This is a genomic window from Pseudomonas sp. HT11 (assembly GCF_044875395.1).
Lineage (GTDB): Bacteria > Pseudomonadota > Gammaproteobacteria > Pseudomonadales > Pseudomonadaceae > Aquipseudomonas.
Window position 1 is genome coordinate 3,588,870 of the sequence record NZ_CP173217.1, and the last position, 21,694, is coordinate 3,610,563.

20 protein-coding genes are annotated in these 21,694 nt (G+C 61.8%); 11 read left to right on the forward strand and 9 right to left on the reverse strand.

Annotated features, from left to right (window positions below):
• Nucleotides 1-8 precede the first annotated feature (8 nt).
• Nucleotides 9-926, reverse strand: a complete 918-nt coding sequence (gene urtB / locus ABWL43_RS16445) for an urea ABC transporter permease subunit UrtB (RefSeq protein ID WP_177410123.1) — start codon at nt 924-926, stop codon at nt 9-11.
• Between the two features lie 166 nt (nt 927-1,092).
• The gene (urtA, locus tag ABWL43_RS16450; RefSeq protein ID WP_404483129.1) at nt 1,093-2,301 is read right to left on the reverse strand and encodes an urea ABC transporter substrate-binding protein; all 1,209 of its coding nucleotides are present in this window, start codon (nt 2,299-2,301) and stop codon (nt 1,093-1,095) included.
• Between the two features lie 351 nt (nt 2,302-2,652).
• On the opposite strand from urtA, the gene ABWL43_RS16455 reads away from it, so the two are divergent.
• Both ABWL43_RS16455 and ABWL43_RS16460 read left to right on the forward strand, forming a co-directional pair.
• Nucleotides 2,653-6,036 (forward strand): ATP-binding protein, encoded by a 3,384-nt coding sequence (locus tag ABWL43_RS16455; protein WP_242198413.1) that lies wholly within the window; start codon nt 2,653-2,655, stop codon nt 6,034-6,036.
• Complete coding sequence (locus tag ABWL43_RS16460; protein WP_404483131.1) at nt 6,011-6,676, forward strand: response regulator; 666 nt, start codon at nt 6,011-6,013, stop codon at nt 6,674-6,676. The genes ABWL43_RS16455 and ABWL43_RS16460 overlap by 26 nt, the downstream gene beginning before the upstream one ends.
• 1,268 nt (nt 6,677-7,944) lie before the next feature.
• Here ABWL43_RS16460 and ABWL43_RS16465 read toward each other — a convergent pair.
• The gene (locus tag ABWL43_RS16465; RefSeq protein WP_404483132.1) at nt 7,945-8,775 is read right to left on the reverse strand and encodes an IclR family transcriptional regulator; all 831 of its coding nucleotides are present in this window, start codon (nt 8,773-8,775) and stop codon (nt 7,945-7,947) included.
• A 241-nt stretch (nt 8,776-9,016) separates the two neighbouring features.
• On the opposite strand from ABWL43_RS16465, the gene ABWL43_RS16470 reads away from it, so the two are divergent.
• Genes ABWL43_RS16470 through ABWL43_RS16500 form a run of 7 tightly spaced genes read left to right on the forward strand, consistent with a single transcriptional unit; the run spans nt 9,017 to nt 15,456 of the window.
• On the forward strand, nt 9,017-10,045 hold the full coding sequence (locus ABWL43_RS16470) for an ABC transporter ATP-binding protein (protein WP_404483133.1): 1,029 nt from the start codon (nt 9,017-9,019) through the stop codon (nt 10,043-10,045).
• The gene (locus tag ABWL43_RS16475) at nt 10,042-10,887 is read left to right on the forward strand and encodes an ABC transporter permease (RefSeq protein WP_159957352.1); all 846 of its coding nucleotides are present in this window, start codon (nt 10,042-10,044) and stop codon (nt 10,885-10,887) included. Before ABWL43_RS16470 ends, ABWL43_RS16475 begins: the two co-directional genes overlap by 4 nt.
• A gap of 4 nt (nt 10,888-10,891) precedes the next feature.
• Entirely contained in the window at nt 10,892-11,686 is a 795-nt protein-coding gene (locus tag ABWL43_RS16480; protein ID WP_065932095.1) for an ABC transporter permease, read from the forward strand.
• Nucleotides 11,686-11,976 carry a (2Fe-2S)-binding protein gene (locus tag ABWL43_RS16485; RefSeq protein ID WP_404483134.1) on the forward strand — a complete coding sequence of 97 codons (291 nt, stop codon included), beginning with the start codon at nt 11,686-11,688 and terminating at the stop codon, nt 11,974-11,976. The genes ABWL43_RS16480 and ABWL43_RS16485 overlap by 1 nt, the downstream gene beginning before the upstream one ends.
• Nucleotides 11,973-13,316 (forward strand): FAD-dependent oxidoreductase, encoded by a 1,344-nt coding sequence (locus ABWL43_RS16490; RefSeq protein WP_404483135.1) that lies wholly within the window; start codon nt 11,973-11,975, stop codon nt 13,314-13,316. Before ABWL43_RS16485 ends, ABWL43_RS16490 begins: the two co-directional genes overlap by 4 nt.
• Nucleotides 13,313-14,410, forward strand: a complete 1,098-nt coding sequence (locus ABWL43_RS16495; RefSeq protein WP_404483136.1) for an NAD(P)/FAD-dependent oxidoreductase — start codon at nt 13,313-13,315, stop codon at nt 14,408-14,410. Before ABWL43_RS16490 ends, ABWL43_RS16495 begins: the two co-directional genes overlap by 4 nt.
• Nucleotides 14,411-14,424: 14 nt before the next feature.
• Nucleotides 14,425-15,456 carry an ABC transporter substrate-binding protein gene (locus tag ABWL43_RS16500; protein WP_404483138.1) on the forward strand — a complete coding sequence of 344 codons (1,032 nt, stop codon included), beginning with the start codon at nt 14,425-14,427 and terminating at the stop codon, nt 15,454-15,456.
• 45 nt (nt 15,457-15,501) lie between these two features.
• Here the strand turns inward: ABWL43_RS16500 and ABWL43_RS16505 are convergent, their stop codons facing one another.
• Together ABWL43_RS16505 and ABWL43_RS16510 are read right to left on the reverse strand one after the other, a co-directional pair.
• Nucleotides 15,502-15,987: a hypothetical protein gene (locus ABWL43_RS16505; protein ID WP_404483140.1), complete on the reverse strand. Its 486-nt coding sequence runs from the start codon at nt 15,985-15,987 to the stop codon at nt 15,502-15,504.
• Nucleotides 15,988-16,060: 73 nt separating this feature from the next.
• Nucleotides 16,061-16,450, reverse strand: a complete 390-nt coding sequence (locus ABWL43_RS16510; protein WP_404483141.1) for a hypothetical protein — start codon at nt 16,448-16,450, stop codon at nt 16,061-16,063.
• Between the two features lie 176 nt (nt 16,451-16,626).
• On the opposite strand from ABWL43_RS16510, the gene ABWL43_RS16515 reads away from it, so the two are divergent.
• Nucleotides 16,627-17,115 (forward strand): Hcp family type VI secretion system effector, encoded by a 489-nt coding sequence (locus ABWL43_RS16515; RefSeq protein WP_404483143.1) that lies wholly within the window; start codon nt 16,627-16,629, stop codon nt 17,113-17,115.
• A gap of 19 nt (nt 17,116-17,134) precedes the next feature.
• On the opposite strand, the gene nadE is transcribed toward ABWL43_RS16515, so the two are convergent.
• The 3 genes from nadE to ABWL43_RS16530 form a co-directional block, all read right to left on the reverse strand.
• Complete coding sequence (gene nadE, locus ABWL43_RS16520; RefSeq protein WP_404483145.1) at nt 17,135-17,950, reverse strand: ammonia-dependent NAD(+) synthetase; 816 nt, start codon at nt 17,948-17,950, stop codon at nt 17,135-17,137.
• Between the two features lie 77 nt (nt 17,951-18,027).
• Nucleotides 18,028-19,266: a nicotinate phosphoribosyltransferase gene (gene pncB / locus ABWL43_RS16525; RefSeq protein ID WP_145166105.1), complete on the reverse strand. Its 1,239-nt coding sequence runs from the start codon at nt 19,264-19,266 to the stop codon at nt 18,028-18,030.
• A gap of 11 nt (nt 19,267-19,277) precedes the next feature.
• Entirely contained in the window at nt 19,278-19,925 is a 648-nt protein-coding gene (locus tag ABWL43_RS16530) for a nicotinamidase (protein ID WP_145166104.1), read from the reverse strand.
• Nucleotides 19,926-20,071: 146 nt separating this feature from the next.
• On the opposite strand from ABWL43_RS16530, the gene ABWL43_RS16535 reads away from it, so the two are divergent.
• Nucleotides 20,072-20,764, forward strand: a complete 693-nt coding sequence (locus ABWL43_RS16535; protein WP_404483148.1) for an NUDIX hydrolase — start codon at nt 20,072-20,074, stop codon at nt 20,762-20,764.
• A 139-nt stretch (nt 20,765-20,903) separates the two neighbouring features.
• Here ABWL43_RS16535 and ABWL43_RS16540 read toward each other — a convergent pair whose 3' ends face one another.
• Nucleotides 20,904-21,677: an L-iditol 2-dehydrogenase gene (locus ABWL43_RS16540; RefSeq protein ID WP_404483149.1), complete on the reverse strand. Its 774-nt coding sequence runs from the start codon at nt 21,675-21,677 to the stop codon at nt 20,904-20,906.
• Nucleotides 21,678-21,694: the final 17 nt, after the last annotated feature.

Here is a 21,694-nt window from a genome sequence, read left to right on the forward strand (position 1 = left end):
GCTCGCCTCTACTTGCGCACTTTGATGGAGAACAACCCTTGCGGGCGCAGCATCAGGATCAGAATGACCGAGGACAACGTGAGTACCTTGGCCATCGAGCCACTGAGGAAAAACTCCGACAGCGATTGGGTCTGGGCGATCACGAACGCCGAGGCGATGGTGCCGAACAGGCTCTGCGCGCCGCCGAACACCACCACCAGGAAGGTGTCGACGATGTACTGCGAACCCGCCGTCGGCCCGGTGGAGCCAATGGTGGTAAACGCCGCGCCCGCGACACCGGCCACGCCGCAGCCGAGGGCGAAGGTCATGCGGTCGACCTTGCGCGTATTGATGCCCACCGCGCGGCTCATCAGGCGGTTCTGCACCGTGGCGCGCACCTGCAGGCCCCAGCGCGAGCGGTACAGCATCAGGAAGATCGCGGCGGTCAGCAGCAGGGTCAGGCCCATCATGAACAGGCCGTTGCGCGGGATCTCGATGGCATCGGTGAAATTCACCGAGCCCATCAGCCAGGCCGGCGGTTCGGCGCTGACTTCACGCGCCCCGAACACCGAGCGAAAGGTTTGCTGCATCACCAGCGACAGGCCCCAAGTGGCGAGCAAGGTGTCCAGCGGACGCTTGTACAAACGGCTGATCATCGCCCACTCCACCAGCCAGCCGATGGCGCCGGCTACGAGAAATGACAGGGCAATGGCAACGAAGAAGTAATAGGGTTGAAAGCTTGGCGCAAAGTGCGCGGTAAGGCTGGAACACACGTAGGTGGTGTAGGCGCCGATGGTCAGGAACTCGCCGTGGGCCATGTTGATCACGCCCATCTGGCCAAAGATGATCGCCAGCCCCAATGCCATCAGCAACAGCACGCAGAACACGGACAAACCGTTGAACCCCTGCATCGCCGCGATGGCTCCAAATTCCGATAGCCATTCCATGATGATGGTCTCCTACAGAGAGATGAAATGCAGGCTTGTGCCGTTTTGCCTTATGTGGGAAGGGGCTTACCGCGATGAGGGTGGGTCAGCTTATAAAGCTGTGACTGACCCACTGCTATCGGGGGCAAGCCCCCTCCCACAGTTTGAAACTCCGTGTGCCTGGGGGTTATTGGTAACCCTTGGGAAACGGGTTCGGCTCGATCAGATCCGACTCGTAGATCACCTTGAACTGCCCGTTGGGCTGCACTTCGCCGATACGCGACTTGCTCCACAGGTGATGGTTCTCGTGGATCTTCACGTAGCCTTCCGGCGCGTTTTTAAGCTCGATGCCAGGGCTTGCCGCCACGACTTTATCCACGTCGAAACTGCCAGCCTTCTCCACCGCCGCTTTCCACAACCAAGGGCCGAGGTACGCCGCCTGGGTCACGTCGCCGATGACCGCGTCCTTGCCGTACTTGGCCTTGAAGGCTTCGACGAAGGCTTTGTTGTTCGGGTTATCCAGGCTCTGGAAGTACTTCATCGAGGCGTAGAAGCCGGCCATGTTTTCGCCGCCGATGCCGAGCAGCTCGTCTTCGGTGACCGACAAGGTCAGCAGGGTTTGTTTGGACGAATTCACACCCGCCGCATTGAGTTGCTTGTAGAACGCCACGTTGGAGCCGCCGACCACGGCCGCAAACACTACGTCCGGCTTCTTCAGCTTGACCTTGTTGATCAGCGAGCCGAACTGAGTGTTGCCTAGCGGGTAGTAGTCTTCGCCAACCACCGTGCCGTGCAGCACGTTTTCAATGTGCTTGCGCGCGATCTTCATCGAGGTGCGTGGCCAGATGTAGTCCGAGCCGACCAGGTAGAAGGTCTTGGCGCCCTTGGTCTTGGCGATCCAGTCGAGGCTGGCGAGGATTTGCTGGGTGGCTTCCTGGCCGGTGTAGATGACGTTTTTCGACTGTTCCAGGCCTTCATAGAAGGTCGGGTAGTAGAGCAAGCCGTTTTCTTTCTCGAAGATCGGCAGCACGGCTTTGCGTGAAGCCGACGTCCAGCAGCCGAACACGGCGGCGACCTTGTCGTTGACCAGCAGCTTCTTGGCTTTTTCGGCAAAGGTCGGCCAGTCGGAGGCGCCGTCTTCCTGGATCACTTTGATCTGGCGTCCCAGGATCCCGCCCGAAGCGTTGATCTGTTCGATGGCCAGGCGCTCAGCCTGGATCGAGCCGGTCTCGGAAATCGCCATGGTGCCGGTGGCCGAGTGCAACTGGCCGACGGTGACTTCGGTAGGGGTCACGGCCAGGCCTTCGTTATCGGCCAGCGCGCCCTGGCTGAACAGAGCGGCCGCCAGTAAGGACAAGGCCAACAGCGGTGTGGAGCGGATCAATCGTGGTGCCATGGGGCGACTCCTCTGCAATGAGGGGTTCAGCATGGCGGCAGCCGGCCATCGCGGGTATACGCAGCCTGACGTAACCCTGTACGTCATTTGACGTATGCCGTTGCGCACTGTTTCAGGGCAAGTTGTGGCGAGCGGGCTTGCCCCGCGTTGGGCTGCGAAGCGGCCCTGTTAAGAACAGCGCATTTTTCCAGGTAAATTAAATAGTGTTGTCTGGTTTCAGGGCGGCTACGCAGCCCAACGCGGGGCAAGCCCGCTCGCCACAGCAAGCCCGCTCCCGCATTTGGACCTGCGGCACCTGTCAGGGCATGGAAGTTGCTCATTCAATCTCGCCCTTCTGCGGAGTCCTCCACCGTGCACCCCACCTCCGGCACCCAGCGCATCGTCAAGATCCGCCGCGACTACAACACCTGGGTCGCCGACGAGACCATGGAAGACTACGCCCTGCGCTACACGCCCAAATCCTTTCGCAAATGGTCGGAACTGCGCATCGCCAACACCGCCCTGGGCGCCGTGTCCTTTCTGGCGCTGGAAGCCATCGGCGGCGTGCTCGCCTTGAGCTACGGTTTCACCAACACGTTCTGGGCGATCCTGGCGATCAGCCTGGTGATTTTCCTCACCGGCCTGCCCATCAGTTATTACGCCGCCCGTTATGGCGTGGACATGGACCTGCTGACCCGCGGCGCCGGCTTTGGCTACATCGGCTCGACCATCACCTCGTTGATTTATGCCAGCTTCACGTTCCTGTTCTTCGCACTGGAAGCGGCAATCATGGCCCTGGCCCTGGAGCTGTATTTCCATATTCCGCTAGCCATCGCCTATGTGATCTGCTCATTGCTGGTGATTCCACTGGTGGCCTACGGCGTGACCCTGATCAGCCGCCTGCAATTGTGGACGCAACCGCTTTGGCTGCTGTTGCTGGTGCTGCCCTACGGCTTTGTCTGGTGGAAAAACCCCGACGTCTTCAGCGACTGGACCAGCTTTGTCGGACGCAGTGGCGACGGCGGCGGGTTTAATTTGCTGTCGTTCTGCGCCGCCTGCACCGTGGCGCTGTCGCTGGTCACGCAGATCGGCGAACAGGTCGACTACCTGCGCTTCCTGCCGGAAAAGACCGCCGCCAACCGCAAACGCTGGTGGGCCGCCCTGCTCTGCGCGGGGCCAGGCTGGATCATCCCCGGCGCGTTGAAGATGTTCGCCGGGGCGTTTCTGGCGTTTCTCGCCCTGCAACATGAAATCCCCATGGAGCGCGCCGCCGAGCCCACGCAGATGTACCTCGTTGCATTCCGCTATGTGTTCAGCTCGCCGGAATGGGCGCTCGGCGCGATGGTGCTGTTCGTGTTCATCTCACAGATGAAAATCAACCTGACCAACGCCTACGCCGGCTCCCTGGCCTGGTCGAACTTCTTTGCCCGCGTGACCCACAGCCACCCCGGCCGCGTGGTGTGGCTGGTGTTCAACGTGGCCATCGCGCTGATGCTGATGGAGCTGGGCGTATTTGACGTGATCGACCAGGTGCTGGGGCTCTACGCGAATATCGCGATTGCCTGGATCGGCACGCTGGTGGCCGACCTGGTGATCAACAAGCCGCTGGGCCTGTCGCCCAGACACATCGAGTTCAAGCGCGCGCACCTCTACGACATCAACCCGGTGGGCGTCGGCTCGATGCTGATTGCATCGTTGCTGTCGATCCTCGCCCACTTCGGCCTGTTCGGTGCCCTTGCCCAGGCCGCGCCGCCCTTCGTCGCGCTGGGCACGGCGTTGATCATGGCGCCGCTGTTGGCCTGGCTGACCCAAGGCAAGTACTACATCGCGCGTACCAGTGACGTGACGCTGATTCACCCGGTGGCCCCCGCCACTCACGCGATCTGTGGGCTATGCAGCAACCCGTTCGAAACCGCCGACATGGCGTTTTGTCCGGCCTACAGCACGCCCATCTGTTCGCTGTGCTGCTCGCTGGACGCGCGTTGCGGTGATCGGTGCAAACCTCATGCGCGCCTGGTCACGCAGTTCGAAGGCGTATTGCGCTGGCTGCTGCCCACCACCCTGATGCCGCGCCTGCATACGCGGCTGGCGCACTACCTGGGGTTGTTGCTGGTGCTGGTGCTGCTGCTCGCAGGCGCGCTGGCGTTGATTTACGTGCAGGCCGCCCAAGGGTTGCCGCATTCCGAGACCTTGTATCAGGCGTTCTTCAAGGCTTTCCTGACCCTGTCGGTGCTGGCCGCCGTGCTCGCGTGGTGGGTGGTGCTGACCCGCGAAAGCCGCCGCGTCGCCCAGGAAGAATCCGACCGCCAGACCCTACTTTTAATGCAGGAAATCGACGCCCACAGCCTCACCGACCAAGCCCTGCAACAAGCCAAAGAGGCCTCCGAAGCCGCGAACGCCGCCAAAAGCCGTTACGTCACCGGGCTCTCTCACGAGCTGCGCACGCCGCTGAACAGCATCCTTGGTTTTACCCAGATCCTGCAGCGCGACAACGCCATGCCCGAGCAGCATCAGGACGCGCTGGCGACCATCCTGCGCAGCGGCTCGCACCTGCTGTCACTGATCGATGGCCTGCTCGACGTGGCCAAGATCGAGGCCGGCAAACTGCGCCTGGAACTCACGGAAATCCCCTTCCCCGAGTTGCTCCACGACCTGGAACAGATGTTCACCCCACAAGCCCAGGACAAGGGCCTGCGCTTTCGCCTGGACTGCGTGGGCAAGATCCCCGCCGTGGTGCGTGGCGATGAAAAGCGCGTGCGCCAGATCCTGATCAACCTGCTCGGCAACGCGGTGAATTTCACCGACAGCGGCGAGGTGCGCCTGCGGGTCAGCTACATGCGCGAAACCGCCAACTTTGAAATCATCGACACCGGCATCGGCATTGACCCTGGGCAGATCGAGCGGATATTCCAGCCGTTCGAGCGCGGCGATCTGATGCGCCAGGACAAGGGCGTGGGCCTGGGGCTGACCATCACGCGCATGCTCACCTCGCTGATGGGCGGCGAATTGCGCGTCACCAGTGAGCTGGACAAAGGCACGTGTTTCCAGGTGCGGCTGTTCCTCTCCCAGGTGCGCGCGCCGCAGGCGGTGGTGCACGTGGAGCACGACATCATCGGTTATCACGGTGTGCGCCGACGCATCCTGGTGGTGGACGACCATGTGGACCATCGCAAGGTGCTCAGTGGCATGCTCACACCGTTGGGGTTTGAGGTGATCCAGGCCAGCAATGGCCAGGACGCGATCCGCCAGGTGGCGCTGCTGGCGCCGGACCTGATCCTGATGGACCTGTCGATGCCGACCCTGGATGGCTGGGAAACCAGCCGCCTGATCCGCCGCAATGCGCTGTCCAGCGCGCCGATCATCGTGATCTCGGCCAACGCCTTTACCGACGACCGTGAGCGCAGCATCGCCGCCGCCTGCAACGACTACCTGGCCAAACCGGTGCGCACCCCGGAACTGCTCGGGCGCCTGCAACAGCACCTGGATCTGCAGTGGTTGCGGCGCACCCGAACGTCCACGCCGCCTGCACCGCCCAGCGTATTGCCCAGCCCTGAAGACCTCGCCGCCCTCGCCGAACTCAGCGCCATCGGCTACGTGCGCGGCTTGCATGAAAAACTCGACACCATCCTGGAACATCGCCCGGACGCCGCGCCTTTTATCGCCAAAGTGCGCGGGCTGCTCAAGGGTTTCCGCCTGGATGAACTCAACCGAACCTTAAAGGAGGCCGAAGATGAATGCGCTCACCCGCAGCACTGAACCTGGCGTGGTGCTGATCGTCGATGACACCCCGGACAACCTCGCCATGCTGTCCGACGCCCTTGATGACGCGGGCTACATGGTGCTGGTGGCGCTGGACGGCCTCAGCGCGTTGAACCGCGTGCAACGCCGGCGCCCGGACCTGATTCTGCTGGACGCAATAATGCCGGGGCTGGACGGTTTCGAAACCTGTCGCCGGCTCAAGGCGCAACCGGCCAGCGCAGACATCCCGGTGGTGTTCATGACCGGGCTGACCGACAGCAAGCACGTGGTGCAGGGTTTTGAGGTGGGTGGCAGCGATTACGTGACCAAGCCGATCCAGACGGATGAGGTATTGGCGCGGGTGGCAGCGCATTTGCGCACCTCACGAATCCTGCTCTCGGCGCGTGCCGCGACGCAGCCGAGCGTGCTGACCCTGGAAGACGCCCCGGCGCAACGACTGTTATCCGCCCGGTTTCAACTGACCGAGCGTGAGGTGGAAGTGCTGCGTTGGGTGGCGTGTGGGAAAACCAATCGGGATATTGGCGACATTCTGGGGCTGAGCCCCAGGACGGTGAACAAGCATCTGGAGCATGTGTATGTGAAGCTCGGCGTGGAGACTCGAACAGCTGCGACCTCAGTTGCACTGGCCGCGATCTGAATGTGTGTGGTGCTTGTGTGGGTCTCATTACATCAGGCAGAGGCTGTGCTGATCTGCATTGCCCTAAAACCTCGGGCTGTACTCGGTCAATGTGGGAGCTGGCTTGCCTGCGATGGCATCAACTGGTTATGCCTGACACACCGAGGTGCCTGCATCGCAGGCAAGCCAGCTCCCACAGAAAAGCAAAAGCAGCGCGGTGCTGGCGGCTGAACGCGGTCAACTTGTGGGAGCGGGCTTGCCCGCGAAGGCATCAACTGGTTATGCCTGATACACCGAGGTGCCTGCATCGCAGGCAAGCCAGCTCCCACAGAAAAGCAAAGCAGTGCGGTGCTGGCGGCTGAACGCGGTCAACTTGTGGGAGCGGGCTTGCCCGCGATGGCATCAACTGGTTATGCCTGACACACCGAGTTGTCTGCATCGCAGGCAAGCCAGCTCCCACAGAAAAGCAAAGCAGTGCGGTGCTGGCAGTTGAACGCGGTCAACTTGTGGGAGCGGGCTTGCTCGCGAAGGCATCAACTGGTTATGCCTGACACACCGAGTTGTCTGCATCGCAGGCAAGCCCGCTCCCACAGAAAAGCAAAGCAGCGCGGTGCTGGCGGCTGAACTCGGTCAACTTGTGGGAGCGGGCTTGCCCGCGAAGGCATCGACTGGTTATGCCTGACACACCGAGGTGCCTGCATCGCAGGCAAGCCAGCTCCCACAGAAAAGCAAAAGCAGCGCGGTGCTGGCGGCTGAACGCGGTCAACTTGTGGGAGCGGGCTTGCCCGCGATGGCATCAACTGGTTATGCCTGACACACCGAGTTGTCTGCATCGCAGGCAAGACAGCTCCCACATTTGGAGCTCAGTGCATCAGATAGAGGTGTGTTGCTGTGTTTTTGATCCGCTTTTGCTTCTACCACCCAGGTCGGCTTTCAGGCCGCCGTGCTCTTGATCTTGCTTTTGATCTGACAGGCCCCGTCAACCACGCTGGCCGAACGCAGGCTTGAATCCGTGGGTAACCCGGCAGGACGCCGGGTTAGCCGCGTTGGGCCATGGATGGCCCGTCGCGGCGGCCCACGGATTCAAGCCGGAGTGAGGGAATGCCGAGCCTAGGCGAGGCACCGAGTGGTGGGGCAAAGACCTTTTGGTTACTTTTGGGGCGTTTGCCAAAAGTGACCCGCTGTAAGAGCGGAACCGCCAGCCGCCGTTACCGCAGCAACGGATATGTACTCAAATCTACCAACAGAAGCGCCCGTCCAAAGACGGCCATAGCGCAACGGCACACAAGCTACCCACCAAAAGCCTGCGAAGGCCGACGCAACGTCGGATCAAACGGATTGATCCTCGGCCCGATCGCCGCCGCCTCACGCTTGAGCAACTCCACCACCATCGGCAACCGGCTCGGCCCCAATCGATCACTGATAGTCGCCACACTCAACGCCGCCACCGCAACCCCCTCCCGATTCAAAATCGGCACCGCCAACCCCGCCATGCCTTCCAGCACTCCGGTGTTGCGCGCGGCATACCCCAGGCTGCGCACATTTTCCACTTCCGACCGCAGCAGCACCTCGTCATACAGGTGAAAATCCTTGAGCCGAGGCAAGTTGTAGCGAATCACCGCCTCACGCTCCTCCTCCGGCAAGAACGCCAGAATCGCCAAACTGCCCTGCCCCACACCCAACGCCACACGCCCGCCAATATCCCCGGTAAAGGTGCGGATCGGGTACGGCCCCTCGCTGCGGTCCAGGCAGATCGCATCAAAACCACTGCGTGCCAGCAAAAACAACGAATCACCCAACGAAGCACTCAAGCGCAACATGCTCGGCCGCACCAGGTCGCGCAGGTTGCCGGTCTTGCCCGCGTTCGCCGCCAGCGCGAAGAACTCCAGGCTCAGGCGATAGCGCTTGCTGCGCGCGTCCTGCTCGACCATCCCCTCGTCCATCAAGCTGCGCAACAGGCGGTGGGTGGTGGGCTGCGACAGCCCCACCTGCTGCGCCAGTTGCGTCACGCGTTCGCCGCCTTCGGGCACCTCGCCCAATGCACGCAACAGCGCGAACACCCGCGACACGCTGCCCGAACCCACTTCTTTGTCGCTCCCATTCCGCTCAGTGGAATCCATATCACATAATCTCGGCTTAAATTCTGATGAATGAATAAATTGGAAAATAATAGTCCGTTGAGTGAAATTCCATCTTCCGCCCATCCTAGTCTTCGTCCTAATCTGCGTCCACAGGGGCGAAATGAACAACAAACGGCAGCCGACTCGAGATCGAGCGCCACCGCACCCGCAGCACTCTTTTCGCATCTGCCCAAAACAAAAAAGCGCGTTTCGACGCGACTCAAAAAGGTGGAACGCAGACATGGCTTTTCTCCAACTCAACGCCTTGAGCAAACGCTACGGCGCCGTCGATGCGGTGGTCGCCACTGACCTTGCGGTAGAAAAAGGCGAGTTCGTTTCCCTGCTCGGTCCCTCGGGCTGCGGCAAAACCACCACCCTGCAAATGATCGCCGGCTTCGTCGATGTGAGCGGCGGGCAGATCCTGCTTGACGGCCGCGACATCACCCACGCCAAACCCGCCAGCCGTGGCCTGGGCGTGGTGTTCCAGAGCTACGCACTGTTCCCGCACATGACCGTGCGCGACAACGTCGCCTTCGGCCTGAAGATGCGCAAAGTGCCGGCCGCCGAAATCGCCCGCCAGGTCAAAACCGTGCTGGAACTGGTGCGCCTGGCGCCGCACGCCGAGCGCTACCCGCGTGAACTCTCCGGCGGCCAGCGCCAGCGTGTAGCGCTGGCCCGCGCGCTGGTGATCGAGCCGCCGGTGCTGCTGCTCGATGAACCGTTGTCCAACCTCGACGCCAACCTGCGCGAAGAGATGCAGTTTGAAATCCGCCGCATCCAGTGCGCGGTGGGCATCACCACCTTGATGGTCACCCACGACCAGGCCGAAGCACTGTCGATCAGCGACCGCGTGGTGGTGATGCAGGCCGGACGCGTCACGCAGATCGATGCACCGTACAACCTCTACGAACACCCACGCACGCGCTTCATCTCGGACTTCGTCGGCAAGGCCAACCTGCTGCCGGGCGACTACGACGAACTTGGCACCCCACAAGTGCGCCACGCCAGCGGCGACGGCGAGCTGACCCTGAGCCTGCGCCCGGAAAAAATCACCTTGTTGGCCGCAGGCAGCGGGCGCGTGCAAGGCAAGGTGCTCGACAGCTACTTCTTCGGCAGCCAATGGCTGTACCGCGTCCATACCTCGCTTGGCGACATTACCGTGGTGCGCAGCAACGACGGCAGCGCGCCGCTCGGTTGCGGCGCGGCCGTCGGCCTGGACTGGCACGCCGGCTTGCTGCGCGTGCTGGCGGCGGATGAGGTGCACGCATGAGTCGCGGTTATCTGTTGTCGTTGCCGGCCCTGGCGCTGTTTACCGGGCTGTTGATTCTGCCGCTGATCATGACGCTGGTGCTGTCGTTCAACGTGTTCGACTATCAGGTCGGCGTGAAGGCCGATGAGTGGACCTTCGCCCATTACCTGTCGCTGTTCAGCGACGCTTACTTCTACGAGATCTTCTGGCGCACCTTCTGGATCAGCGCCTTGGTGACCTTGCTCTGCGTGGTGATTGGCGTGCCCGAGGCCTACATCCTCAGCCGCATGGGCACACCGTGGCGCTCGATCTTTTTGATTCTGATCCTCACGCCGCTGTTGATTTCGGTGGTGGTGCGCGCCTTCGGCTGGAGCTTGCTGCTGGGTGCCGACGGGCTGGTCAACCAAGTGATCCAGGCGCTTGGCGGGCGCCCGGTGAAGCTGCTGTACACGCCGTTTGCAGTGATCATCGCGCTGGTGCACGTGATGCTGCCGTTCATGATTATTCCGGTGTGGACCTCGCTGCAAAAACTCGACCCGTCGGCGGAACAGGCGGCGCTTTCACTGGGCGCCAGCCAGGCCACGGTGATGCGCAAGATCGTGTTGCCGCAGGTGATGCCCGGCGTGTTGTCCGGCACCTTGATTGTGTTCGGCCTGGCGGCCAGCTCGTTTGCGATCCCCGGCCTGCTCGGCGGGCGCCGTCTGAAAATGGTCGCCACGGTGGTGTACGACCAGTACCTCTCGGAACTCAACTGGCCCATGGGCGCGACCATCGCGGTGGTGCTGCTGTTGGTCAACCTGCTGATCATGCTGAGCTGGAACCGCATGGTCGAAAGCCGCTACAAAAAGTCCCTGGGGGTTTAAGCGCATGTCCAGAAACGGTCCTTTGGCCCTCGGCTTTCACGGCCTGGTGGTGCTGTTCATGATGGCGCCGCTGGTGGTGGTGTGCCTGGTGGCCTTCACCCCGGAAAACACCTTGAGCCTGCCCACATCGGGCTTCTCCCTGCGCTGGTTTCGCGCAGTGTTCGAGCGTGCCGACTTTATCCAGGCGTTCTACAACAGCCTGATCCTGGCGTTTACCGCCGCCACCTTGGCCACGCTGATCGCGGTGCCGGCGGCCTTGGCGATCAGCCGTTACCAGTTCCCGGGGCGCAACTTTTTCAGTGCGTTGTTCCTCTCGCCAATCATCATCCCGCACCTGGTGCTGGGCGTGGCGATGCTGCGTTTGTTCGCGCTGATGGGCGTGAATGGCAGCTTCACCTGGCTGATGCTGGCCCACGTGGTGATCATCACCCCGTACGTGCTGCGCCTGGTGCTGGCGGCGGCAATCGGCATTGATCGCAGCGCCGAACAGGCGGCGGAGTCGCTGGGTGCCGGCCGCTTTACGCTGTTTCGCCAAATCACCTTGCCGATGATTCTGCCCGGTGTGGCCGGCGGCTGGTTGTTGGCGTTCATCAACAGTTTCGATGAAGTAACGCTGTCGATCTTCGTCAGCTCGCCGGCCACGCAAACCCTGCCGGTGCGCATGTACGTGTACGCCACCGAGTCCATCGACCCGATGATGGCGGCGGTATCGGCGCTGGTAATTGCACTGACCGCAGCAACCATGATTCTGCTCGACCGGGTCTACGGCCTGGACCGCGTGCTGGTGGGGAAACATTGATGGCGTTGTTCAAACGATTGGCCGAAACCCAGCGACAGGCTGTGGCCTTCACCCTGGATGGGCAACCGGCCACGGGCTTGCTCGGCGACACGTTACTGACCGCCGTGCTGACCTGTGCCGAGCACCTGCGCGGCAGCGATTTCAGCGCCGAACGCCGCGCCGGGTTCTGCCTGATGGGAGCCTGCCAGGATTGCTGGGTGCGCCTGGCAGATGGGCGCCGCGTACGCGCCTGTGCGACGTTATTGGAAGAAGGCCAGGCGATCAGCCGTGACCCGGGGCGCCAGGCATGAAGCCAACAGTGATTGTGGGCGCAGGCCCGGCCGGCATCAGCGCGGCGCGTGCCCTGCTCGACCATGGCGTCACGCCGTGCCTGATAGATGAAAGCCTGCGCGGCGGCGGGCAGATTTACCGGCGCCAACCGGCCAACTTTCAGCGCTCGGCCAAGCAGCTTTACGGGTTTGAAGCCAGCAAGGCCGAGGCCGTGCACCGCACCATGGATGAGCTGGCGCCTTTGGTCGACTATCGGCCGGAAACCCTGGTGTGGAACGCCGAGGACGGTCGCCTGGACCTGTTGAATCGCGGCCACGCCGAGAGCATCGAGTACGCGCAGCTCATCGTCGCCACCGGCGCCACCGACCGCATCCTGCCGGTGCCCGGCTGGACCTTGCCCGGCGTCTACAGCCTCGGGGCGGCGCAAATTGCCTTGAAGTATCAGGGCTGCGCCATCGGTGAGCGCGTGGCGTTTTGCGGCAGCGGGCCGTTGCTGTATCTGGTGGCTTATCAATACGCCAAGGCTGGGGCCAAGGTGGTCGCGGTGCTCGACAGCGCGCCGTTCAGCGCGCAATGCCGCGCCTTGCCTGCATTGCTCAGGCAACCGGCGACGCTGGCCAAGGGTGTGTATTACCGCGCCTGGCTCACGGCGCATGGCATTCCCGTGCACCAGGGCGCGACGCTCACGCAGATCGACGGCGAACAACGGGTCAACGGTATTCGTTGGGGCGAGCACACGTTGGACTGCGATGCCGTGGCCTTCGCCCATGCCTTGCGCAGCGAGACACAGCTGGCGGATTTGCTCGGCTGCGAGTTTGCCTGGAACAGCTTGAACCGCGCCTGGTTGCCCGCGCGCGACAGCGCCGGGCGCAGCAGTGTCCACGGCGTGTACCTGGCAGGCGATGGCGCCGGGATCATGGGCGCCGACGCGGCGCACATGGCCGGTGAGCGCGCGGCGCTGGCGGTGCTGGAAGACTCAGGCATTGCCGTGGACCCTCGCCGCACCGCCGTCCTGGAACAGCAATTGGCGAGCATCCAGCGCTTTCGCCACGGCCTGGAAACCGCATTCCCCTTCCCCGAACACTGGGCCGCGCAGGCGCCGGATGAACTGATGCTGTGCCGCTGCGAAGAAGTCAGCGTCGGCGAAGTGCGCGCGGTGGTGGATGAAGGCCACTGGGAAATCAATCGGGTCAAGGCGCATTGCCGCGTCGGCATGGGCCGCTGCCAGGGGCGCATGTGCGGGCTGGCAGCCGCGGAAATTGTCGCCGAGCGCAGTGGTCGCGGAATTGAACACGTCGGCCGCCTGCGCGGCCAGGCGCCGATCAAGCCGCTGCCGTTTGGCGTCGAGGTGCAGCCATGATCGACGTGATCGTGTTGGGCGGCGGTATCGTCGGTGCTTCGGCGGCCTTGATGCTGGCGCAAAAAGGTCAGCGCGTGGCGCTGGTAGAGCGCGATTTTTGCGGCTCGCATTCCAGCGGTGTGAACTACGGTGGCGTGCGCCGTCAGGGGCGGCCGTTGCATCAGTTGCCGCTGTCGCAGCGCGCCCATCAGTTGTGGGCCGACTTGCCGGGGCTGATCGGCATCGACGGCGAGTACGTGCGCTCCGGGCATTTGAAGTTGGCCCGCAGCCATGCGGACCTCGACGCGCTGCAGGCCTATGCCGAGCAAACTCGTGGCTTTGGATTGGGTTTGCAGGTGTTGGATCACGCTGAACTGCGCGCGCGGTTCCCTTGGGTCGGCGATATCGCGGTCGGCGCTTCGCTGTGCCCTGAAGACGGGCACGCCAATCCGCGGCTGGTTTCGCCCGCGTTTGCCCGCGCCGCGCAGCGCCAGGGTGCTGAGGTATACGAGCAGGCCGAAGTGATGCGCATCGAACACGCTGGCCAGCAGTTCCAGGTGCACTGCGCCAACGGTCTGCACCTGCAAGCACCGTGGCTGCTCAACTGCGCCGGTGCCTGGGCCGCGACCGTCGCCGCGCAATTCGGCGAACCGGTGCCGATGACGTCGGCGCACCCGGCGATGCTGGTCACCGAACCGCTGCCGGTGGTGATGAACGTGAGTACCGGCGTTGAAGGCGGCGGCATTTATGCGCGCCAGGTCGCCCGTGGCAATTGCATTCTTGGCGGCGGCCGGGGCTTTGCGCTTGGCCCGCTGACGGCGCGTCCGGGGCAGGCGGCGGTGCTGGAGATTTTGCGCAACGCAGGCGAACTGTACCCGTTTCTCAAAGGTGCCCAGGCGATACGTACCTGGAGCGGCACCGAAGGTTACTTACCCGATCACGAACCGGTGATCGGCCCCAGCAGCACCCAACCTGGCCTGCTCCACGGTTTCGGCTTTGCCGGCGCCGGGTTCCAGCTCGGCCCTGCGGTCGGTGAAGCCCTGGCAGAGATCGTCTGCAGCGGGGCCAGCCGGCAACCCATCGAAGCGTTTTCCATCCGTCGTTTCCAAGCCTGAGAGGAAAAACACCCATGCACACACGTATCGCGCTGTCCTGCTTGTCCCTCGCGTTGCTCGCCTCCACCGCGCATGCCGCGCCCACGCTGTACCTGGGCATGAACGGCGGCACCATGGAGCGGGTGTACGCCGACAAGGTGCTGCCCGCATTCGAAAAGGCCAACAACGTCAAGGTGGTGATCGTGCCCGGCACCTCGTCGGACATCCTCGCCAAGGTCCAGGCCAACAAAGACAACCCGCAAATGCACGTGATGTTCCTCGATGACGGCATCATGTACCGCGCCATCTCCATGGGCCTGTGCGACAAACTTGCACCGAGCGCGCCCCTGGACCAGATCCCGGCCAAGGCCAAAATCAAGGACGAAGCCGTGGCCGTGACCCTGGGCGTGACGGGCCTTGGCTATAACGCCAAGATGTTCAAGGAAAAAGGCTGGGCCGCGCCCACCTCGTGGATGGACCTGGCCGACCCGCGCTTCAAAGACAAGGTGGTGTTCCAGTCTCTGGCCTCCTCCACCTTCGGCCTGCACGGTTTCCTGATGTTCAACCGTATCCAGGGCGGCTCCGAAACAGACGTGGAACCGGGCTTCAAGGCCTGGCCGAAAACCATCGGCCCCAACGTGCTGGAATACATCGCCAGCTCGGCGAAGATCTCCGAGATGGTGCAAACCGACGAGGCTGCGATTTTCCCCTTGACCCCAACCCAGGTCACCACGCAGAAATTGCTCGGCATCCCGATGGAATACGCGCAACCCAAGGAAGGCGCGGTGGTGTTGAACGTGGCCGAGTGCGTGATCGCGCGTAACGACCAGCCGGAGCTGGCGCAGAAACTCGCAGCCTTCTTGCTGACCGCGCAAGCCCAGGCACCGGCGCTTGAAGAAGGCGATCAGATCCCTTCCAACCCAACCACGCCGACCACCGATAAAACCCGCGCGCGGGTGGAGGCCATGCAAGGTTACCTGCAGATGGCGATTTCGATTGATTGGGACCAAGTGAACCAGGCGCGGCCGGAGTGGAATGCGCGGTGGAGTCGCTCGATTGAGCGCTAACCTGAAATAGCGGATTGCTCCCACGCATTTGTGTGGGAGCTAACGTCACTTAGCCCTGGCCCTGCGTGCCTTGGCCTTGAGCTGATTTGAGTATGTTTCGTAGATCGCTCTCGCCGCATTCCGTTGGATGTGGATTTCAAAAAGCTTTTGCCGCATCTCTCGATGGCGGTGCGTATTGAGCAGCAGCAACCCGAAAAGCGGAAACGCGACCCCCAGAGAAAACGCCACGGTATGCGGACGGTATTGAATCATTGGTAGCACCAGCATCAGGGAGAACGCGAAATAGCCCATCAACACGCTAGCGGCCCATTTGCGACCTCTCGCAATCATGAAGTTGTCAAACACTAAAAAAGCAGTCATCGACAGTAGACTCCAACCAGACACTTCAGCTTGCAGCGATGGCTCCAGGCTACGCAAATAGGTTGTGTCCACCAGGACAGTGACCATGGCGCCTGCGAAGAGGCCCATGAATATTGTGCCCATGAACACTGGAAAGTAACGGATGAGAAAACCGGCAACTGACTCACTCATTCTGCAACTTCTTCGTATAAGCCCACAGCAATGGTCGTCGTGCTGCCAACATGGCCATTTCGATAGCTCCCAATCAGCCCAACGCACTGCCCACTGAGCCACTCAGTACAACAAGCCAGCCCAACACTGCAGCACCGCAAGACAAGGATGCATTGATCGCTTCAAATGCAAGCTGCGACTCCCGCGGCTCATGCTCCAACCGCCGCATAAAATCCAACCGTGCCATCGACGCTGGCATCTCGCGCAAAATCACGCGCTTGGGCAACACGCTGCAAATCGGCTGAAACTCGCGCAACGTCACCGGCCACAACTGCGAATCGAGATACACCACCCCTGCCCCGGCAATCGTCGGGTCGGCATCAATGGCGGCGAACAGCCGACGCAGATCCATGCTGCGTTCTACCCGTTCACGGGTGGTGCGGTGGGCGCTGGGGAAACCGTCCTTGAATACGCTGGAAGCCATTCCATTTTTGCTCCTGATTTCACAAGAGCGCAGAGCGTATCTGCCAAGAATGTCGGAAAGTTTCCTTTTTCCAGAAGGCCGCTTCCTGTTGTCACCTTGGAGCCTTGTGGACAATCGTAGGAATCGGAAAAGTACGCCCGCGCCAGTTCCGGCGAACGATCAGACATGGGGCGAGCATGGCAACGGATATGTTTTTAAAGCTTGGCGATATCAAGGGCGAGTCCAACGACCAGGCGCATCGTGATGAAATCGATATATCGCGCTGGGGTTGGAGGATCACGCAAGCAGGGTCGATGCACAGCGGAACTGGCAGCGGAGCCGGCAAGGTCGATATGGGCAATATCGCTATCGAAAAGCCCCTGGATAAGTCCACGCCGAATCTGATGATGGCCTGCGCAACCGGCAAGCACTATCCGGGAGCCCGAATTGTGGTGCGCAAAGCGGGAGGCGCCAGCAATGTGGAGTATCTGGTGATCACCTTGAGGGACGTCATGGTGGCCTCCTATGAGACGCGCGCAGCAGCAACCAATGATGTACTGACAGAGGAAATCAGCCTTAACTTTGCCAAGGTTGAAGTCAGTTACCAGCCGCAGAACGCCGATGGCGGCAAGGAGGGTGGACCTGTCCGGTTCGGGTGGAACATTCGCGAAAATATCAAAATCTAGATAACGAGTGATCCCCGACTTAGTCGGGGATCACGGGCAGCGCACGTTTGTGCGCTGTCTTGCGGTAGGCCCCTTCAACAATCGCGCGCACCCGCTCACTCACCGGCTCGCCCATCAGGTAGGCGTCGATTTCTGCATAAGTGCAGCCGTAGGCCTGCTCATCCGCCTTGCCCGGCGCCAATTCTTCGAGGTCGACGGTCGGTAACTTGTGCACCAGGTTGCCCGGCGCACCGAGGGCGTTGGCCAGCAGGCGCACCTGGGTCTTGGTCAGGCCAGACAGCGGCGCGAGGTCGCAGGCGCCGTCGCCGAATTTGGTGAAGAACCCCATCAACGCTTCGGCGCCATGGTCGGTACCGACCACCAGGGCGTTGTGCAGGTTGGCCACGGCGTACTGCGCGATCATCCGCGTGCGGGCCTTGACGTTGCCCTTGATGAAGTCGACATGCGCCGCGCTGGCTTCAGTGGCCGTCAGGCTGGCCATCAGGCCGTCGACGCTGGCGGCGATATTCAAGGTGTCGATGTGGTCCGGCTTGATGAAATCCAGGGAGGCCTGAGCATCACTTTCATCGGCCTGGGTTTTGTACGGCAGGCGCATGGCGATAAAGCGCGCAGCGTAGTCTTCGCTGCGTAACTGCTCCACCGCCAATTGGCACAAGCGCCCCGCCGTCAGGGAATCGACACCGCCGCTGATGCCCAACACCAGCGCCTTGCAGCCGGAGCTACGCAAGGTGCTTTTGATGAAATTGATGCGCCGCTGAATCTCCTGCGGTTCGCCGCCCTTGACCAGCGCGCGGTTGATGTTCAGTTCCTGGGCGATACGTGCCTGGGTTTGCATATCACACCTCTCTCTATGACTTGGATTGACCTGTGGGAGCGGGCTTGCCCGCGAAGACGGCGTGTCAGTCAACACCGTCAGTGCTGATCCACCGCTTTCGGAAGCAAGCCCCCTCCCACCGAAAACACTTTTGCCGCGTACTGCAAAAACGAGGCGTCTTCACAGACGTTCTTGATCGGGTCATCGGAAAACTTCACCACCGGCTCGCCGTGTACGCGCACCAGTTTCATCACGATGCTCAGCGGTTCCACACCCTCCACGTCGCAGGCCAGGCTGGTGCCCATGCCGAAACCGAACTTGGCCTTGCCACGGATGTGCCGCAGGATCGGCAGGCATTTTTCGAAATTCAGACCGTCGGAGAACATCAGGTCCTTGGTCATCGGGTCGATCCCCAGCTGCTTGTAGCGCGCCAGGACTTTGTCGGCCCAGGCGATAGGGTCACCCGAGTCCTGGCGCAGGCCGTCGTAAAGCTTGGCGAAGTACAGGTCGAAATCCTTGAGGAAAAAATCGGTGCTGATGCAGTCGGTCAAGGCGATGCCGAGGCGGCCGCGGTATTCGCGCACCCAGTTTTCCAATGCAGCGTTCTGGCTCTCGCGCAGGCGCCCCAGTTGCTGGTGCACCATCAGCCATTGGTGGGCCATGGTGCCGATCAGCGGCAGGTCGAATTCGTAGGCCAAGTGCGCGTTGCTGGTGCCGATGAACTGCCCGGGGAAGTCGCGGCGCATGATGTCCACCACTTCGCGCTGGGCCTTGAACGACAGGCGCCGGCGTGTGGAAAAGTCCGAGACGCGCAGGTCGGCCAGCTCTTCACGGCTGAGGTTTTTCTCCAGCCAGTCGAACTTCTGGTAGAGCTTGCGTGTGACGTCTTCCAGGCTCACGTCGGGGTATTTGTCGCGGTTGCGCAGCTCACTGACCAACGCCAGCACCGGCTGTTCAAACATGATGCAGTGCAGCATCGGCCCGACCACGCGGATGTTCAGTTGGCCATCGACCTCGCTGACGTGGATGTAGCGCAGGTTGAAGCGAAACAGGCCCAGGAAGCGCTCGTAGTCCGGGGTCAGGTATTCGCGAAAGCGCGGGTTGAACAGAAAGCGCAGTTCGCCTTCGCGCATCTGCAGGCCGGCGAGTTTCTCCAGCTCGTCGCGCAATTGCGGGATCAGGTGGCCGAGTTTTTCTTTGGAACGGACGATGAAGTTGTATTCCACGTCGACATTCGGGTGCTGGTGCAACACGGCCTGCATCATGGTGAAGGTGTAGTAGTCGGTGTCGAGCAAGCCCTGGATGACCGGGGATTCGTAGTCGTAGGCACTTTCCATGGTGTTTCTCCTTAGCGCGTGGCCATCGCGGCCAGTTCTTCGCGGGTGCTGCTGATGACAGCACCGGCCTTGAGCAACTCATTCACCGCCTGCACGCCGCCCTCCTCGCTGATACCTCGGCAGGCCGGCAAGTGCAGGACCACCTCCAGCCCGGCCTTGAGCAGTTGCAGCGCGGTGGTCTTGACGCAGTAGTCCAGGGCCAGGCCACCGACGATCACGCGGCGCACGCCTTGGGCGTTCAAATACTCGATGACGCCAGTGGACAGTTTGTCGTGCAGGTCGTGGTAGCAGGCACCGTAGGGGTGCAGGTCGGGTTCGACGCCTTTCCAGATGAAGTAGTCGTAGTCATACGGCGTGGGCAGTTCGTCCAGCAGCGTAAAACCCTCGGTGCCCGGCACGCAGTGGCTGACCCAGGTGACATCGGCGTGGGCCAGGCCGGTGGGTTGCAGCATCTCACTGTGCTGCGTGACCACCCACGGGGCGTGCGGGGTGTGCGCGTCTTTGCTGCCGACACGATGGCCGGCGAGGCTGGCCATGTAGTTGAGTTCGGCACCGATCTGGTCACCGCCAACCACCGGCAATTCGTTGGGGCACAGCGGCGTGAAGCTCTTCTGGGCGTCGACGTCGAATGAAGCAATGGCAGTTTTCACGAGGGTCATGGTGATTCTCCGGTGGCCTGGAAACAAAAGTACACGTCATGTACTTTCATTGCAAGAAACATTTAGTTATCTATGCTGGAGCAAGTACATGACATAGCTGTTCGATCCGTTAGACTGTGCCCCACCGCTGTTCAGAAGGATTTCCCATGCCACTCAGTGCCTACCTCCACACCGTCGACCTGTGCGTGTTGTTCTATTGCCGTGCCGCCGGAGAATTGAAGCTGCTGCTGAACAAGCGCGAAGCCGAGCCCTTTGCCGGCCATTGGGCGTTACCGGGCGTGGTGGTTAATGGCGGCGTGCAAGATCTGAGCCTCAAGGATGCCGTGGAGCGCTTGCGGGCGAGCGACAAGGTCGGTTTTGATTTGGCCTGGAGTGAGCAAGTCGGCACGGTGGGCGATGCGTTTCGCGACCCGCGCTGCTGGTCGTCGTCCACCTACTACCTGGCGATTGTGGCCCAAGAGCCAACGCTGGGTGAGCATCAAGGCTGGTTTGCGCTGAATGCAGTGGCCGATGGCAGCATCAAACTGCCCTTCGATCACAACCTGATCGTCGCCGCCGTGCAGGAGCGGCTGTTTTCCAAGTCGCTGTACAGCAACTTGCCGTTGATGTTTTTGGGCAACGAATTCAGCGCGCCGCAAGCGACCACGATCTTCTCGCTGGTGCTGGCGCGGCCGGTGTTGAAGACCAGTATCCGCCAGCGTTTGTTGAAGCTGACTGAGGCGGGGTATTTGCGTGAGACGGGGCGCAAGAAGAATGGCGAAGGCGGCAGGCCCCAGGCGACGGTGGAGAACCTGAAGCCTGGGGAAGTGTATTTCTTTGATCGCAGTTTTGCTGACTGACCGCTATTGCCTATACAACAAATATCAAAATGTGGGAGCTGGCTTGCCTGCGATGGCGGTCTGTCAGTTACAGCATTGCTGACTGGCCCACCGCTATCGCAGGCAAGCCAGCTCCCACATTCTTAATCGATGCTCGGCTTTAGTTCATCCAATTACCGCCATCGACGTTATAGGTCTGGGCGACCACATAGTCGGCCTCTTTGGAAGCCAGAAAGATAGCCATCCCGGTCAAATCCTCCGCCGTGCCCATGCGCCCAAACGGCACTTCGGCCCCCACCCGCTTCTTCTTCTCGCCCGGCGGCAAGCCCTCATGCTTGGCGAACAGCGCGTCCACCCCATCCCAGTGCTCGCCGTCCACCACGCCGGGGGCGATGGCGTTGACATTGATGCCCTGCTTGATCAGGTTCAGCCCCGCCGATTGCGTGAGGCTGATCACCGCCGCCTTGGTCGCACAATAGATCGCCACCAATGGCTCGCCTCGCCGCCCGGCCTGGCTGGCCATGTTGATGATCTTGCCGCCGTGGCCCTGGCTGATCATCTGCCGGGCGGCGGCCTGCAGGGTGAACAGCGTGCCGGCGACGTTGATCGAGAACAGCCGCTCATAGCTGTCGCGGGTAATGTCGACGATGGGCGCCAGGTCGAACAGTGCAGCGTTATTGATCAGGATATCGAGCTTGCCGGCATGGGCCACCACGGCGGCAAGCGCGGCGTCGATGGAGGCTTGGTCGGTGACGTCCATCGCGACGGCATACGCCTGTGGGCCCAGCTCAGCCGCGGTGGCCTGGGCGCGTTGCAGGTTGATGTCGGCGATGGCAACCGTTGCGCCTTCGGCGATATACGCCTGGGCAAAGGCGCGACCGATGCCACGCGCCGATCCGGTGATCAGCGCGCTCTTACCTTCGAGTCGTTTCATGGGGCTGTCCTGTAGAA

Bases quoted from the DNA above. Each gene is read 5' to 3' on its own strand.
- ABWL43_RS16515 (WP_404483143.1), top strand. From the start codon at position 16,627: ATGGCAACGGATATGTTTTTAAAGCTTGGCGATATCAAGGGCGAGTCC.
- nadE (WP_404483145.1), bottom strand. From the start codon at position 17,950: ATGCAAACCCAGGCACGTATCGCCCAGGAACTGAACATCAACCGCGCG.
- ABWL43_RS16530 (WP_145166104.1), bottom strand. From the start codon at position 19,925: ATGACCCTCGTGAAAACTGCCATTGCTTCATTCGACGTCGACGCCCAG.
- ABWL43_RS16500 (WP_404483138.1), top strand. From the start codon at position 14,425: ATGCACACACGTATCGCGCTGTCCTGCTTGTCCCTCGCGTTGCTCGCC.
- ABWL43_RS16510 (WP_404483141.1), bottom strand. From the start codon at position 16,450: ATGGCTTCCAGCGTATTCAAGGACGGTTTCCCCAGCGCCCACCGCACC.
- ABWL43_RS16465 (WP_404483132.1), bottom strand. From the start codon at position 8,775: ATGGATTCCACTGAGCGGAATGGGAGCGACAAAGAAGTGGGTTCGGGC.
- ABWL43_RS16540 (WP_404483149.1), bottom strand. From the start codon at position 21,677: ATGAAACGACTCGAAGGTAAGAGCGCGCTGATCACCGGATCGGCGCGT.
- urtA (WP_404483129.1), bottom strand. From the start codon at position 2,301: ATGGCACCACGATTGATCCGCTCCACACCGCTGTTGGCCTTGTCCTTA.
- ABWL43_RS16535 (WP_404483148.1), top strand. From the start codon at position 20,072: ATGCCACTCAGTGCCTACCTCCACACCGTCGACCTGTGCGTGTTGTTC.
- ABWL43_RS16495 (WP_404483136.1), top strand. From the start codon at position 13,313: ATGATCGACGTGATCGTGTTGGGCGGCGGTATCGTCGGTGCTTCGGCG.
- ABWL43_RS16485 (WP_404483134.1), top strand. From the start codon at position 11,686: ATGGCGTTGTTCAAACGATTGGCCGAAACCCAGCGACAGGCTGTGGCC.
- ABWL43_RS16470 (WP_404483133.1), top strand. From the start codon at position 9,017: ATGGCTTTTCTCCAACTCAACGCCTTGAGCAAACGCTACGGCGCCGTC.
- ABWL43_RS16480 (WP_065932095.1), top strand. From the start codon at position 10,892: ATGTCCAGAAACGGTCCTTTGGCCCTCGGCTTTCACGGCCTGGTGGTG.
- urtB (WP_177410123.1), bottom strand. From the start codon at position 926: ATGGAATGGCTATCGGAATTTGGAGCCATCGCGGCGATGCAGGGGTTC.
- ABWL43_RS16475 (WP_159957352.1), top strand. From the start codon at position 10,042: ATGAGTCGCGGTTATCTGTTGTCGTTGCCGGCCCTGGCGCTGTTTACC.
- pncB (WP_145166105.1), bottom strand. From the start codon at position 19,266: ATGGAAAGTGCCTACGACTACGAATCCCCGGTCATCCAGGGCTTGCTC.
- ABWL43_RS16460 (WP_404483131.1), top strand. From the start codon at position 6,011: ATGAATGCGCTCACCCGCAGCACTGAACCTGGCGTGGTGCTGATCGTC.
- ABWL43_RS16505 (WP_404483140.1), bottom strand. From the start codon at position 15,987: ATGAGTGAGTCAGTTGCCGGTTTTCTCATCCGTTACTTTCCAGTGTTC.
- ABWL43_RS16490 (WP_404483135.1), top strand. From the start codon at position 11,973: ATGAAGCCAACAGTGATTGTGGGCGCAGGCCCGGCCGGCATCAGCGCG.